A 13,758-nucleotide genomic window follows, 5' to 3' on the forward strand; every position below is an offset into this window, starting at 1 on the left:
GTACCAGTTTACAAACATAAGGCCCGTCCCGCAGTGCATTAAAGCAGTGAGGGACGGGCCTTTGCAAATTCATTTCGATAAGCTGAGCTGGTGATGTTCCACTGCTTTACTTAAGGATTGAAAGATATTGATGGTTGAAAGGTTGATACCGACTTCAATGAACTTCAAGCTCATTTCTGGCCGCATACCGGTAAGTGTCGGTTCGATCCCAAGAAGCTTGAGGCTGTCGATCAGCTTCATGATTCCTTCCTGAAACAGAGGATTGACCTCATACACTCCAGAAAGGTCAATGATTAATTGATGAATGGACAAGTTTTTGCATTCCAGCAGAACATGTTCGATCATCATATCCGCACGCACCTCATCAACATTGCCTATAAGAGGAAGAATGGCAAGGTGGTCAAAGATCGGTACCACAGGAGTGGAAAGTGAAAGATACTTCTCCTCTGATGCTTTTAACTGCCGTTGTGAATAGTCACTATAGGCTTCACTAAAAGCTGATATCATCGTATTGAAGACATGATCGATTTCAATATATACTTCCAATAGCCTTTCGGGTGTCAGAGTGTCATTCCAATGAATGATCCCGTTTAAAATAGCTTTTTTATAAAGTGTAACTTTACTGATTGTCGTGGCAAGAGGTGTTCCATGTGATGTCGCAAGATTGCCCACTTCTTTGCCCCAGGAATATACCTCTGTCTCATTTTCGAAATTCTTTAACAGGCTTTGGCCTGTCAATTCTACTAATTGCTCCAGGTAAGAAAGAAGATCCTCTCGATGTTCCACCGGATAGGTATCAGGATAATGAAGATGAAGTTCATTGAAGATGTCTACGGATAACTCTCTTTTACTTTCTTTTAGTTGATCACCGATTGAATGGTTGATATTGATGTAAGACATGCAAACCTCCATCTGTATGTTTTTTCCTTTATTATAATGTATTGAAATTTTGAAGTATAGAAAAAAGTACCTGCAATGGTATTTTTATATTAGAAAAAATTTACAATGATACTTCTATAATATTATAATAGAAATAATTTACTCATAGATAGATATAAATTATGGAAAAAGGCTGGGAGAGTGCAAAATGACTCATGTTTTAATTGATGTACCTGAAAAGGTCGAAACAGAAAGACTGATTTTGAGAATGCCGATGCCAGGAGACGGTCTCGTAGTGAATGAAGCGATAAAAGCATCATACTCAGAATTGAAGCCCTGGCTTGGGTTCGCTCAAGTTCTGCCTTCAGTAGATGACACCGAAACCAACACACGAGAAGCGTATGCGAATTTCATAACCCGCAAAGCACTTAGATATCTCGTTTTTTGCAAACAAACCGATCAATTTATCGGATCTACAGGTTTTCATAATATCGACTGGGATGTACCCAAATTCGAAATCGGATATTGGATCGATTCGAGAATGGGAGGCAAAGGATATATGACAGAAGCTGTCGGAAGGCTGACAGAGCTTGCACTGACAGATTTGAAAGGCAAGAGAGTGGAAATTCGCTGTGAAAGCGAAAATATAAAAAGCAGAAGGATCCCTGAACAAATTGGGTATGAATTGGAAGGTGTTTTGAAGAATGAAGATTTGTCTGTGGATGGGAAACGTGTAACGGATACTTGTATCTATGGGATGGTGAGGTAGCATTACTGACTATTTATAAGTATTTTAAAGATGGTCCAATAACGTAGTTTTGAAAGTAGAGGAATTTAGCATTTATAAACTTGATAGTAACTGCTAGCAAGTTGTTAGCGGGATGATGTGCACTGCTAACATATGAAATGAAAGAACCCGCTGCACCCAATGTCAGCGGGGTTTGAGATGTGTGATTTATGAATGTACATGATGCATGTTATTCCATTCTCTTGCAAGCATGCTGAAAGTAACTATGTCCTCATAGTGGTCATATAACCACTGACCATCGCGAGTAATTCCTTCGTTTATAAAGCCAAGACGTTCAGGAACTCCGATGCTTTTTATATTGTTCACTGAACATTGTATATCCACGCGATTGAGTTTCATTTCAGTAAAAAGGTAGTTTAGTAGAGCTGAAATGGAAGTAGTTATTATTCCTGTTCCTTGTGCATTCTCTGATAAAAAGTAACCAATACTCGTTGATTTGTTTTTCCAATCGATGTAATGAAGCCCAATCATGCCAACTAAATTGCCCTTATAACGAATTCCTGCATCAAATCCATTGTTATCAGCATAATTACGGATCCATATTGGGATGATGGGTTCGAAATCTTCAGGGGACTGACGTTTGTCCACCCATTGAAGCCATTCTCGTAAATATTCCCGATTGGAATCAATTAATTCATATAACTCTTCTTTATGGTGCTGCTGAAATAATTCTATCGAGATCTCCTCATTGACTGCAAAAGAAAACATTGACCTCTCTCCTTCGATGAATTTAGAAAATTATACCATGAATAATAATGTAAAGGGTAACAGTTTTTTTGGGATTACTTTATAATAAATAAATAGAAATCATGCAGGAGGTGGTAACATGGTAAGGTTATTACCAAAGTTTGGAGCGTCTCATGCAAAGCCTGTTACTGGGAAGGCGATACTTTGCATGGGTTGGAGAAGGAATTGATCGCCCGTACATGTTTCGTATATTTCCTATAATGGGTTTTGCACCTTATTTATCATTTAATAATAGAAAATAAGGGGCTGACCTCAATGAAATATGTGAAAGCAGAAGCAATACTACCAGAGAATTTATTGAAAGAAATTCAAAGATACGTGCAAGGAGAGACGATCTATATTCCTAAGCCAAAAAAAGCTTATCGGAAATGGGGGACTCATTCCGGAGCAAGAGCACTTATTGATGAGCGAAATGCGTGTATTCAAGATGCATTCAAAAATGGTAAGACAATTGATCAACTGGCTTTTGATCATCACTTGTCATGCGAAACAATAAAGAAAATCGTTTACAGGAAATAGTGAATAACCATCGGGAGAACAATCTCCCGGTGGTTTTTTATATCTTATTTAACAAGGCTTATTATGTAAAGTTTATTTCTAAATCATTTAATCCATTTATATTTATAGGCACAAGTATTAAAATTGAATGGAATTATATACAGAATTGAAGTATGGGATATAGGAGCGATTGAAATGGATGCATTTATTCGAAATGACCAATATAACTTCATTAATTATCAAACGCAGGTATTGATAAATGGATATGCCACTGTGAATGATCTCGGGGTGCTGGACGCATTAAAATCATTGGTAAGAGATAAGGTGCTGAATCTATTCGAGGAATTATCACCTCAGCAAGTGAGAATTATAGAAAAAATTATTGATATTAAGGATTCTGACCATGCAGAGGACTTCCTCACTGAACTAAGGGAGTATGTAATTCCTTATAGAAAGGTAAATGAGACAACGCTTAAGAAAATGTTCCCGAAAGTGAAGAAACTTAAGATGCCAGCCCTGAAAGAACTGGAGTATAAGGAATTATCATATCTAGGATGGAATGATTACGGCCAGGAAAGCAAGTATATTGTAGCTGAATTTGAAGGGAAACTGAAAGGATTTAAAGGAACTTTTAAAAACAGCAGCAAAAAGGGAATCTGTGCTATATGCCATACATTTTCTAGTGTAGGCCTATATGTTTCACAATCAAGAAAAACTTCTCGTGGAACATTTGTGAAAAAAGGGAACTATATCTGCCAGGATAGTATGGAGTGTAACGGTAAACTGAAGGACCTGAAGAAGCTCGAGAATTTTATTCAGAGAGTGAATCATTAGAAATTACGGAATTCCAATATTGTGTAAAGTTGATAAATCCCTTGAAACATGGCTACACTTTAAGTAGTATAGATAAGTAGAAAATTTGTAGAGTTTCGAAATGAGGGTTTTTAAATGGAGAAAACATCCATATATGGATTAACTTTAGATCAACTGACCTCTTGGCTGGTTGAGCACGGTCAAAAGAAGTTCCGTGCCGCCCAGGTGTGGGATTGGCTATATAAAAAAAGAGTGACTGACTTCTCGCAAATGAAGAACTTAAATGGTGAATGCATTGAATTGTTAGACGAGCATTTTTATATCCAAACGCTAAAGCAGGAAGTCAAACAGGAATCGAAGGACGGAACGATCAAATTCTTGTTTAAACTAGAGGACGGCAACCTGATTGAAACTGTATTGATGAGATTCAATTATGGGTTAAGTGTCTGTGTAACAACACAGGTAGGCTGTAATATCGGTTGTACGTTCTGTGCAAGCGGATTGCTTAAGAAAAACCGGGACTTATCAAGCGGAGAAATCGTCGAACAAATCATGAATGTCCAGCATCATTTAGATGCACAGGGCAAGGATGAGCGTGTAAGCCATATCGTTGTGATGGGAATCGGTGAACCGTTCGATAACTATGATAACATGATGGACTTCTTCCGGGTGGTGAACGATCAGAAGGGTCTTTCCATCGGAGCCCGTCATATTACGGTATCGACAAGTGGTTTAGCGGATAAAATTTATAAATTCGCCGATGAAAACATTCAAATCAACCTGGCAGTATCATTGCATGCACCGAATAATGATCTTCGTACAAAAATCATGAAGATTAACCGTGCGTACCCACTCGAAAAGCTCATGCCAGCCATTGATTACTATCTGGAAAAAACGAATCGACGAATCACCTTTGAGTATATCTTGCTGCGTGATGTGAATGATCACAAAGAAGAAGCGCTGCAGTTGGCTAAACTATTGAAAAACAAGCGTCATTTATCATACGTGAACTTGATTCCATATAATCCGGTTGACGAACACAATCAGTACCAGCGCAGTACAAAAGATGCGATTGTAGAATTTTACGGCACACTGCTTGAGCATGGAATCAATTGTGGTGTCCGTGTGGAACAGGGTACAGATATCGACGCGGCTTGCGGCCAATTGAGAAGTAAGCAGATTAAGAAGGATAAAGAAAAGATTCAATCTTAATAAATGACATTAAAACACACGAATTCTAATGAATTCGTGTGTTTTTTTATGTTACTAGAAAAAATCGTTTTGAGATTCACACTGATTTTTAATAAATATTTATTGAAAAACAATAAATATTGGGGTATGATGAAAAAAATGGAAAAAATGGGGTGCATGATGAAAGTAACTACACTATTTTTGAAGTCAGCAGTTTTATTGATCGGGCTGGTAGTTTTAGGGCTGAGTGTATTTGGATTACCTAAGCTTGCAGCATTCTCGACGACGGCCAATCCTGAGTTTGCCTATCTTAAGTGGCCGGTAATGCTAGGCTTATTCATGACCGAGATTCCTTTTTTTCTTGCACTTTACCAGTCATTCAAACTATTGAGACTCATTGAAAATAAAGATGCATTCTCTGAAGAAGCAGTAAAGAGCCTAAGCCAAATCAAAATAAATGCCTTGGTCATTACCCTGCTGTATGTTTCAGGTGCACTATTTCTGTCTTCGCAGAAGGCGCTGCATCCTGGTGTGGCCCTTATTGGAATTGTCATCATCTTTACCTCAGTGACCATTTTTGTTTTTGCAGCAGTATTGCAGGGCCTTTTAGGTCACGCACTCGAATTCAAATCCGAAAATGATTTGATTGTATGAAGTGAAGACAATGGCCATTATGATCAATATCGATGTCATGCTTGCAAAGAGGAAAATAACTGTGACTGTATTGACTGAGAAAGTCGGGATCACAATGGAAATTCTGTCTATCCTGAAAAAGGGGAAGGCATAAACTCGAAATTAATAGTGACACAGAAGGGTGATGGAGATTTTATGGAGCTTGATGCTATGATTTTTGATATGGATGGGACGTTATTTCAGACAAATCAAATACTGGAAATGTCTCTGGAAGATGCATTTGAAAGCTTGCGGTCAATCGGAATGTGGGAAGGGAAAACCCCGATTGGGAAGTACCGTGAAATTATGGGTGTTCCGCTACCCAAAGTGTGGGAAGTGTTGTTACCGGACCACTCGGAGGATGTGAGGAGAAATATAAATGACTATTTTCAAAAAAGGCTGATTGAAAACATTCAACAAGGAAACGGTGCGCTTTATCCACATGTAATCGAAGTTTTAACCTTTCTAAAACAAAAACAATTGAAGCTATTCATCGCAAGTAATGGGTTGTCAGCCTATCTGCATGCAATTGTGCATCATTTCCGATTGGATCGTTGGGTGGATGAAACATTCAGCATAGATCAAATTCAATCTTTACATAAATCAGATTTGGTTGAAATGATTTTGGTGAAACATTCGATAAATAAAGCTGCAGTGATCGGTGACCGGCTTTCTGATATCAAGGCGGCAAAAGATAATGGTTTGATATCTGTTGGATGCCGCTTTGATTTTTCTCAAGAGGAAGAGCTTGTAAAGGCTGATGCAGTCGTAAATGATTTAGGGGAATTAAAAAAACTTTTTCCTTTTCGTGATGGAGTAAACACTGCGGATGCTACTATATAAGCTTTTTTCATATTAAGGGGGGAGAGATATTTGAAGAAGTTTCATATGGTGGTATGCTTTGTTATTATAAGTGCATTTATCCTAATGACGGGTTATGAACTTAGTGCAAATGAGAAAAGCGACTTCTACGAGAAAGTAGAAAGTACTGACCTTTCAGGAGAAACGGTGGATTCAATTTCATTGTCTTCAAAGAAGGAAGATGTTTTAAAACGTTTCGGCCTCCCTGAAAAAACACATGAAATTTCAAAACCGAAGACTACATATCTTGTATACAAAGATATAGAATTTGGATTCAAGGATAAAGAAGTTTTTCGTTATTTCTTTACAGAGAACCATAGTTCACACAGAGGAATCACAGCAGGAGAGTCCAGTGAAAAGGTTATTGAAACATACGGTCCGAATTATTATGAAAGAACCGACACAGGAGCAAACATCATCGGATATTTCGACAAGCAACACCGCATCAACATAGAATTCAGCTTTTATGAAAATAAAGTTACTGGAACAATCATCGAAAAAATCAACTGAATTCAAATGCCCGTCCCGCTTTGCTTTAATGCATTGAAGGACGGGTCACTTGTGCATTAGGGACGTTATGTTAGTATTAAATAGATTGAATTTTTTGTGTTTTAAATTCTTTGAACTCAGTGGTGAGGTGTGACAGTGGAAGCAATTCAGCATGATATTACAATAATTGGTGCAGGGGTCAGCAGTATTTTCTTCGCGTACACGTTAATGAATAAGAATCAGGATGCACGAATACATATGATTGATATTGGAAAAGAGTTAGAAAATAGAGTGTGCGGTCTCGACGAAGGCAATGAATGTACATGCGAAGGAACGTGCAGTAAGTACGCAGGTTTTGCTGGACTTGGAAAGTCAGAAGGAAAATTCAATTATACGAACGCATTCGGCGGTGAACTACATAGGAAAATCGGAGAAAATCATGCACTTCATTTGATGGAGGAAGTGGATGAGATCCTTTGTCAGTTTGGCGGCAGCGCCAGGGGAAAATACAGCACAAAGAATGTATTTCTATCTGAGAAAGCAGAGCGTCTAGGCTTGCATGTCCTATCGACGGAGGTGCGGCATTTAGGAACAGGTTTAGCGCATGAAATCTTTCAGAAAATGTATGAAATCATGCGAGAACGGGTTTCTTTTACATTTGAAACAAAGGTGGAATCTGTTAAAAAGACCGGTAATGGATTTGACCTTGACACGAATCGGGGGAGATTCAAGACCGGCCGCTTAGTGGTAGGCACCGGAATGAGCGGCAGTATCTGGCTTAAAAGCTTGATGGAGTCATTTGGCGTCTATCCGGGGGAGACCCGACTGGATATGGGATACAGGGTGGAGATGAAAGGTGATCAGCTCAAGTCTATTCTGCAGGACACCTTCGAAACAAAGTTGAAAATCGAAACTGATCATTATCAAGCGACTACCTACTGCATGAATCCCCGTGGCAGAATCATACGGAAATATCAAAACGGACTGGTCATGCCTGATGGTCAAAATGCACTTGAGAAAGATACTCCGAGTGCAAATCTAAATTTCACGTTGTTTGTTCCTCAATACTATTCTTCATACGAAGAGGCCTTGGATGTAGCAAAAAGTGTCATCGGAGGAATCAACTACGGAAAAGACAGGATCGTTGTTCAACGGCTAGGAGATTTCATAAAGAAAAGGAAAACAGAAACACTTGCCCATAATGAAGTGGAGCCATCCATGGAGGCTGAATGGGGGGATGCACGAAAAGAAGCCCCTATTCTTTATGGAGAGGCATTGATCGATTTTTTAGGTGCATTAGAAGGTTTAATAGATGAAGAGATTCATAGAGATACACTTATCTACGGACTAGATGCGAAGTTTTATGAACCGAAGCTCTCTACGAACGAATATTTGGAAAGTGAGGTTCCTGGTATTTATTTAATCGGTGATTGTTCGGGAGTTACACACTCGCTCTCCCAGGCTGCAGCCTCCGGTATATATTTAGGACACCACTTGGCATTTAACTAAATGATCTATAAGTGATTAATATTATCCAATTGCTTAGGGTTTGGGGGATAAGAAGAGATGTTTGAAGAGAATATCGGTTTAAAAAACTTTTTACAGAGCAATAGTGAGAGGCTTAGCGTGATTGGCATTGATGGGTTAAGCAGGTCAGGTAAAACGACTTATGTTAATGAGTTGGGAAAGATGCTTGAAGAAAATCATATCGAGTATGTATGTTTACATATGGACGATTTCATAGAAAGGTGCAATAAACGATATAATACTGGATTTGATGAATGGAAAGAGTATTATTATTTACAGTGGAATGTAGAAAGTCTAACAGTAAATCTATTTGAAAAACTAAAAGTTTCTTCCGAATTGACACTTCAATATTATGATGGTGAATCGGATATTCAGTTTCGGAAAGATCTAAAATTACCTTCAAACGGGGTGATTTTTATTGAAGGAGTATTCCTTCAAAGAAAAGAGTGGAAAGGATATTTTGATTATATCATCTATTTAGATTGTGAAAGAGAGACGCGATTTAACCGAGAGAGCAAATCCACACAAACACAAATGGACAAATTCAAAAATCGTTACTGGAAAGCAGAAGATTATTACTTGCTTAACTTACAGCCCATGGAACATGCCGATATTGTGATTAAAACATAGGGAAAGTAGGGTGGGAGTGATGATGGGCGTATTATTGTTTATCACTCATGCGATAAGCATGACGCTGGCGTTAGGGATATTTCTGTCAATGCATAGAAGAAATCCCGTGAGAGGAAAGTGGTTTTTGATTACCATTCTATTATGGGGCGGATATAGTCTATATAACCTATTCAAATACTCTTTCACTCGTGGGATGTTGACGGTTTTCATGTATATGATACTTTCGTTTCTCACAGTCCGTTCACTTAAATATGGTAAGCAAACAGGATAAGCCTAATGCGCCTTGTGTATATACACATTTAGGGATGATCTGAGTGAAAGATTATTAAAATGTATAAAATGAGGCTGGGACAAAAGTGTCTAAGTCTAAGTAAAACCCGAACAAATTAGTCTTTCTAAGAGTCTAATTCGTTCGGGTTTTTAACTTGTTCAAATATAAATATACATCTGGATGTTAACTCTTTCCAGCGGTTGATTGGAGTGCAAGACGAAGACTCCTGCGGGAAGAGTAGCTAATGTTAGACCCCGCAGGAGCGAATGCGACGAGGAGGCTCACGGGCTACCCGCGGAAAGCGAAGTCTTGCACGGAAATCATTAGCGGTAATGAGAAACACTGAAATTGTTCGTCGTTAGCTTGTGGAGTATAAGTTCTGCCCAGGCTCACAGTTCTTTCAAATACACATAACTTTTTTTCATATAATCCATTTTATCTTCATAAAAGCGATGTGCATCAAGTCGTTGCAGTCCGGAGGAAAGTGAGATGATATCAAAGCCATTATTTTTAGCCCATGTCTCTACGTAATTTAACAATTTTTCCCCATACCCCTTTGAACGCGCGTTCGAATCTGTCACAAGATCACATACCCAGATGAATTTTCCGTTATATAATGTGATCATAGGCATGAATCCTGTGACAGCCACGATTTCTCCTTCCTCATAAAGAGCAGCAAGCTTATACCCTTCAGAGTTTGTGGCTTCCCTTGTTAATTCGAGAAATCGTTCCTGAGATAAATGAGTTCTGAGCTGTTTCATCACAGGGTAGGCTTCAAGCCAATCCATTTCCGTACTCAATTCTCTAATAATCGACATAATCCCCCTCCTTCGTTTCGTGTTATGATTACCCAAGTCATCCCTGAGTAGATAAATGCTTTTCCTGCAATTTTTTAACTTCATCCCTGTGAAAAGGCGAATCTTCCACTTCATTCACTACACTGAAGGGATTCCCGTCCGGATCGAAGAAATCAAAGAATTTCATTCCACCAAACTCATCGATTTCAGATGTTTTAACATTATTTCTGTTAAAATGAGAGTGAGCTTCGTCAATATCTTTTACAAGAAAGTTATAATATGAATTTTTCTTGTTTCCCTTTATTGTAAACTCTGATGGCTGGGGTTTATCCACTTGAACCAACCCAAGCTGAGTGGGGCTGTCAGGAAAGTAAAAACCTGCGCCGCCATCCCATTCATCAATCAATTTAACACCTAAAAGCTCTTCATACCATTTCTTTGATTTTTTTAAGTCTGTTACCGGAACAAATACGCTTCCTACTTTGAACATACAAACACTCCTTACATAATTGAATTCAACTTAATAACGAAAATAGTGAAAGAAAAGTTACATCTTTCAAAAAAATTGGAGGAATAATGTGATTTTCGATAACATGGATAAAACAATGGCACAGCTATACCGTTATAGTTTAATGTTGACTGGATCCCAATGGACGGCAGAGGATTTAGTTCAAGAAACTCTGATCAAGGTGTATACGATTAAAAAGACTGATCCTCAAAGAGAGTTCACTAATAGTTTTCTGTACACTGTTGCAAAAAACCTTTTTATAGACGAACAAAGAAAGAAAAAAGCCGTGGCTACTTTCAGGGAAGAACTCCATCAATATGAAGTAGATTATACCGGGTGCGAGAGCATAGTCGAAGAACTTCTCTTGAAATTGCCGGTCCGCCAGGCGATTCTTATCACACTGAAAGATGTCTTCGGATATCATTCACAGGAAATCGCAGCCATGCTTAGGGTCACTGATGAATCGGTTAAAACGGCTCTATCACGATCAAGATCCCGATTAAAGAAATTAAGCAAGGATACTCCGCCTATTCACCATCAACCGACTGATAAAGAACTTATTCTCGAGTTAACCAGAGCGATAAAACAGAGTAATCCAGCATCCCTATTTGCTCTCTGCAGACTACTCGAATCACGTAATTATTCGTTATCCAGAGTTTCTGGAAGCAGGTACATGCATGTAGTTGATCTAGATGGAAATATATTGGAAATCATTTGCTGAAAATTACCTATTTAAGGCAGGTGAAACCGAATGTTTAGACGTGAGTATAAAAAGAATTTTACCGTTGTATAAGGGTACACTAAAAATCGACCTGGCTTTTTGCCTGATCGATTTTTTTACTCGTAAAGTCAAGGTAAAGGAGGGAGTGTATAGTATCGGTTGGCACATTAACTTAATGGATTATATCAGATCAGCTGGTTCTTACAAAGATGGAATAAGATTTCATATGAAGAGAGTGTGATACCAGATGAGGTGCACACTCTTTTCACACTTATGGAAGAATCTCAGGATCAAAGAGTTCCATTGTCGTCATTCAGTTTTTTTAATTTCTCTGTAGATGAGTTTTTCTTATAGTAATTCTCCATGATTTCAAGTATCTTTTCTTCTGATAATCCTGAAAAATCAACCAACATAGAGATGGTTGGCTTAATCGATAGAGACTCGCATGTCTGGATTGTTGATAGAATCAAATCATGATAGTCCTGATCCCTGGATTGTGTGCCTTTACGCTGGTTTTGATTATCTGATGGTTTCATAAGGATGAACCTCCTAGTTTAAAAAAGGAATTGGTTAAGGTTTAACCTTAAAAATAAGGCGGTAAACATTTTTCGGTTCGGTAGATGTCGGAAGAGAAATGAATATTTAAAGTCATGCTTTTCTCAAATGTTTCCCCTAATCCAGTTTGAGGTATAAATACATATATTAGGAACGTACATAGGAGGAAGAAAGATGAAAAAAGCAATGTTAATTGTAAATCCTTCTTCGGGTAAAGAAGAAGCGCTCAATTATGTTGAAGAATTAGAGGGGATTTTGAATCAGCAAGGATATGAGGTAAGTGTCAGTCAGACAGAGAAGGAGCTGGATGCGACAAAGTTTTGTCAATCGGCTTGCAAGGATGAATTTGAACTTGTTATTTCGCTTGGAGGAGACGGTACGCTTCATGAGACGATTAATGGACTGATTGATGAACAACACCGGCCGAAGCTTGGAATCATTCCAATGGGGACTGTGAATGATTTTGCGAGAGCCTTGAATATTCCATTAGATCCGGAAAAAGCAATCGACGTGCTGAGAAATCATCAGACCCGCAAAGTGGATATCGGCACCTTCAACGCTGATTATTTTGTCAATATCGTTGCTGTGGGTGCTATAGCAGAAGCTACGTATGATGTTTCACCTGAGGAGAAAACGAAGCTTGGCCCCCTTGCTTATGTGGTGGAAGGAATGAAAACCCTTGCTTCGAACCCTTCCTACCCACTGTCAATTGAGCATGATGGAGAGGAATGGGAAGGGGAATCGTTATTATTTCTGGCTGCATTAACCAATTCGATAGGGGGCTTTGAAAACCTTGCTCCCGATGCAGATGTAGATGACGGGGTCCTGCATTGTTACATCATTAAAGATATTAATGTCCTGAAACTCCCTGCGATATTGACTTCCATCTTGACGGGTAAACTGAAGAAGAATAAAGATGTTTTGTACTTCACGGCTAGAAACATAAGAGTTTCTTCCAGGGAAAATTTAGTCACCAATGTGGACGGAGAGGAAGGCGAGAAGCTCCCGATCACCCTTGGTATTAAACCGAGTCATATTGAGGTGATGGTACCGTTAACGGAATAAGGGGAGTCTGTTGATAGATCGAAATCTATTTTATGATTTCGATCTTTTTTGTTGGGATTTTATGTTAATATAATAGTGTAAAACCTTAAGAAAAGGATGAAAAGCATGAGATCGGAGAAACAAAAGATGTTAGAGGGAGAATTATACAAGCCGTGGGATGAAGAATTAATGAAAGACCGTGAACGTGCAAGATACTTGGTGAGACAATTTAATTCAACAACTGAAACAGAATATGATAAACGGGTAGAGCTTATAGATCAAATGTTCGGTTCTGCTGGGGAAAAAGCCTATATGGAACCGAATTTCAGATGTGATTACGGATATAACATACATGTCGGGGACAACTTCTTTGCAAATTTTGATTGTGTGATTCTAGATGTTTGTGAGGTAAGTATTGGAGACAACTGCATGCTCGCTCCTGGTGTCCATATTTATACGGCAGCTCATCCAGTCAATCCTTATGAACGGATCAAGGGACCAGAATACGGAAAGGCGGTTACCATCGGTGATAACGCCTGGATTGGCGGAGGGGCTATCATTAATCCAGGTGTGACGATTGGAGACAATGTGGTGGTTGCTTCTGGAGCTGTCGTGACCAAAGATGTACCTTCAAATGTAATTGTGGGAGGAAACCCAGCGAGAGTAATAAAAGAAATCGATTTTAACGATCCGAATTAATGGGTGCTCAAGCGAATATACATAAAAAAACGCTGAAAGTCTAAATCA

At 38.7% G+C, this 13,758-nt stretch carries 17 protein-coding genes and 1 pseudogene; 13 read left to right on the plus strand and 5 right to left on the minus strand.

Going from position 1 to position 13,758, the window contains the following annotated elements; genetic code table 11:
* Positions 1-69: 69 nt before the first annotated feature.
* Positions 70-900 (minus strand): STAS domain-containing protein, encoded by an 831-nt coding sequence (locus tag AAEO50_RS03695; RefSeq protein ID WP_341980579.1) that lies wholly within the window; start codon positions 898-900, stop codon positions 70-72.
* A 187-nt stretch (positions 901-1,087) separates the two neighbouring features.
* On the opposite strand from AAEO50_RS03695, the gene AAEO50_RS03700 reads away from it, so the two are divergent.
* Positions 1,088-1,648 (plus strand): GNAT family N-acetyltransferase, encoded by a 561-nt coding sequence (locus tag AAEO50_RS03700; protein ID WP_341980581.1) that lies wholly within the window; start codon positions 1,088-1,090, stop codon positions 1,646-1,648.
* Positions 1,649-1,834: 186 nt separating this feature from the next.
* Here the strand turns inward: AAEO50_RS03700 and AAEO50_RS03705 are convergent, their stop codons facing one another.
* Positions 1,835-2,395, minus strand: coding sequence for a GNAT family protein (locus tag AAEO50_RS03705; RefSeq protein ID WP_341980583.1), 561 nt, complete (start codon positions 2,393-2,395; stop codon positions 1,835-1,837).
* A gap of 294 nt (positions 2,396-2,689) precedes the next feature.
* Here AAEO50_RS03705 and AAEO50_RS03710 point away from each other — a divergent pair, with 294 nt between their 5' ends.
* The 9 genes and pseudogenes from AAEO50_RS03710 to AAEO50_RS03750 all read left to right on the plus strand — a co-directional run bounded on the left by AAEO50_RS03710 (position 2,690) and on the right by AAEO50_RS03750 (position 9,115).
* Positions 2,690-2,953, plus strand: coding sequence for a CD3324 family protein (locus AAEO50_RS03710; protein ID WP_341980585.1), 264 nt, complete (start codon positions 2,690-2,692; stop codon positions 2,951-2,953).
* A gap of 174 nt (positions 2,954-3,127) precedes the next feature.
* Positions 3,128-3,766, plus strand: a complete 639-nt coding sequence (locus tag AAEO50_RS03715) for a FusB/FusC family EF-G-binding protein (RefSeq protein ID WP_341980587.1) — start codon at positions 3,128-3,130, stop codon at positions 3,764-3,766.
* 114 nt (positions 3,767-3,880) lie between these two features.
* Positions 3,881-4,957, plus strand: coding sequence for a 23S rRNA (adenine(2503)-C(2))-methyltransferase RlmN (rlmN, locus tag AAEO50_RS03720; RefSeq protein WP_341980589.1), 1,077 nt, complete (start codon positions 3,881-3,883; stop codon positions 4,955-4,957).
* A gap of 159 nt (positions 4,958-5,116) precedes the next feature.
* Positions 5,117-5,590 carry a DUF2975 domain-containing protein gene (locus AAEO50_RS03725; protein ID WP_341980591.1) on the plus strand — a complete coding sequence of 158 codons (474 nt, stop codon included), beginning with the start codon at positions 5,117-5,119 and terminating at the stop codon, positions 5,588-5,590.
* A 10-nt stretch (positions 5,591-5,600) separates the two neighbouring features.
* A pseudogene (locus AAEO50_RS03730) lies at positions 5,601-5,720 on the plus strand (helix-turn-helix domain-containing protein); the annotation flags it as partial.
* Positions 5,721-5,764: 44 nt separating this feature from the next.
* Complete coding sequence (locus AAEO50_RS03735; protein ID WP_341980851.1) at positions 5,765-6,451, plus strand: HAD hydrolase-like protein; 687 nt, start codon at positions 5,765-5,767, stop codon at positions 6,449-6,451.
* A 30-nt stretch (positions 6,452-6,481) separates the two neighbouring features.
* Complete coding sequence (locus AAEO50_RS03740; RefSeq protein WP_341980593.1) at positions 6,482-6,979, plus strand: DUF4309 domain-containing protein; 498 nt, start codon at positions 6,482-6,484, stop codon at positions 6,977-6,979.
* A gap of 207 nt (positions 6,980-7,186) precedes the next feature.
* Positions 7,187-8,467 carry an NAD(FAD)-utilizing dehydrogenase gene (locus AAEO50_RS03745; RefSeq protein ID WP_341980852.1) on the plus strand — a complete coding sequence of 427 codons (1,281 nt, stop codon included), beginning with the start codon at positions 7,187-7,189 and terminating at the stop codon, positions 8,465-8,467.
* 57 nt (positions 8,468-8,524) lie between these two features.
* On the plus strand, positions 8,525-9,115 hold the full coding sequence (locus AAEO50_RS03750) for a kinase (protein WP_341980595.1): 591 nt from the start codon (positions 8,525-8,527) through the stop codon (positions 9,113-9,115).
* Positions 9,116-9,775: 660 nt separating this feature from the next.
* Here the strand turns inward: AAEO50_RS03750 and AAEO50_RS03755 are convergent.
* Entirely contained in the window at positions 9,776-10,204 is a 429-nt protein-coding gene (locus AAEO50_RS03755; RefSeq protein WP_341980597.1) for a GNAT family N-acetyltransferase, read from the minus strand.
* A gap of 37 nt (positions 10,205-10,241) precedes the next feature.
* A complete protein-coding gene (locus AAEO50_RS03760) occupies positions 10,242-10,673 on the minus strand; it encodes a VOC family protein (protein WP_341980599.1) in 432 nt (143 codons plus the stop codon).
* An 88-nt stretch (positions 10,674-10,761) separates the two neighbouring features.
* Between AAEO50_RS03760 and AAEO50_RS03765 the strand changes: the two genes are divergently transcribed.
* Positions 10,762-11,412, plus strand: a complete 651-nt coding sequence (locus tag AAEO50_RS03765) for an RNA polymerase sigma factor (RefSeq protein WP_341980601.1) — start codon at positions 10,762-10,764, stop codon at positions 11,410-11,412.
* A gap of 290 nt (positions 11,413-11,702) precedes the next feature.
* On the opposite strand, the gene AAEO50_RS03770 is transcribed toward AAEO50_RS03765, so the two are convergent.
* Complete coding sequence (locus AAEO50_RS03770; RefSeq protein WP_341980604.1) at positions 11,703-11,948, minus strand: hypothetical protein; 246 nt, start codon at positions 11,946-11,948, stop codon at positions 11,703-11,705.
* A 193-nt stretch (positions 11,949-12,141) separates the two neighbouring features.
* On the opposite strand from AAEO50_RS03770, the gene AAEO50_RS03775 reads away from it, so the two are divergent.
* On the plus strand, positions 12,142-13,032 hold the full coding sequence (locus AAEO50_RS03775) for a diacylglycerol kinase family protein (RefSeq protein WP_341980607.1): 891 nt from the start codon (positions 12,142-12,144) through the stop codon (positions 13,030-13,032).
* Between the two features lie 105 nt (positions 13,033-13,137).
* The gene (locus tag AAEO50_RS03780) at positions 13,138-13,710 is read left to right on the plus strand and encodes a sugar O-acetyltransferase (protein WP_341980609.1); all 573 of its coding nucleotides are present in this window, start codon (positions 13,138-13,140) and stop codon (positions 13,708-13,710) included.
* Positions 13,711-13,758: the final 48 nt, after the last annotated feature.

The sequence above is a fragment of the Rossellomorea oryzaecorticis genome (assembly GCF_038405515.1).
GTDB classification, from domain to species: domain Bacteria; phylum Bacillota; class Bacilli; order Bacillales; family Bacillaceae_B; genus Rossellomorea; species Rossellomorea oryzaecorticis_A.

Coding starts and splice junctions, on each gene's coding strand:
- AAEO50_RS03695 (WP_341980579.1), bottom strand. CDS start 900: ATGTCTTACATCAATATCAACCATTCAATCGGTGATCAACTAAAAGAA.
- AAEO50_RS03700 (WP_341980581.1), top strand. CDS start 1,088: ATGACTCATGTTTTAATTGATGTACCTGAAAAGGTCGAAACAGAAAGA.
- AAEO50_RS03705 (WP_341980583.1), bottom strand. CDS start 2,395: ATGTTTTCTTTTGCAGTCAATGAGGAGATCTCGATAGAATTATTTCAG.
- AAEO50_RS03710 (WP_341980585.1), top strand. CDS start 2,690: ATGAAATATGTGAAAGCAGAAGCAATACTACCAGAGAATTTATTGAAA.
- AAEO50_RS03715 (WP_341980587.1), top strand. CDS start 3,128: ATGGATGCATTTATTCGAAATGACCAATATAACTTCATTAATTATCAA.
- rlmN (WP_341980589.1), top strand. CDS start 3,881: ATGGAGAAAACATCCATATATGGATTAACTTTAGATCAACTGACCTCT.
- AAEO50_RS03725 (WP_341980591.1), top strand. CDS start 5,117: ATGAAAGTAACTACACTATTTTTGAAGTCAGCAGTTTTATTGATCGGG.
- AAEO50_RS03735 (WP_341980851.1), top strand. CDS start 5,765: ATGGAGCTTGATGCTATGATTTTTGATATGGATGGGACGTTATTTCAG.
- AAEO50_RS03745 (WP_341980852.1), top strand. CDS start 7,187: ATGAATAAGAATCAGGATGCACGAATACATATGATTGATATTGGAAAA.
- AAEO50_RS03750 (WP_341980595.1), top strand. CDS start 8,525: ATGTTTGAAGAGAATATCGGTTTAAAAAACTTTTTACAGAGCAATAGT.
- AAEO50_RS03755 (WP_341980597.1), bottom strand. CDS start 10,204: ATGTCGATTATTAGAGAATTGAGTACGGAAATGGATTGGCTTGAAGCC.
- AAEO50_RS03760 (WP_341980599.1), bottom strand. CDS start 10,673: ATGTTCAAAGTAGGAAGCGTATTTGTTCCGGTAACAGACTTAAAAAAA.
- AAEO50_RS03770 (WP_341980604.1), bottom strand. CDS start 11,948: ATGAAACCATCAGATAATCAAAACCAGCGTAAAGGCACACAATCCAGG.
- AAEO50_RS03775 (WP_341980607.1), top strand. CDS start 12,142: ATGAAAAAAGCAATGTTAATTGTAAATCCTTCTTCGGGTAAAGAAGAA.
- AAEO50_RS03780 (WP_341980609.1), top strand. CDS start 13,138: ATGAGATCGGAGAAACAAAAGATGTTAGAGGGAGAATTATACAAGCCG.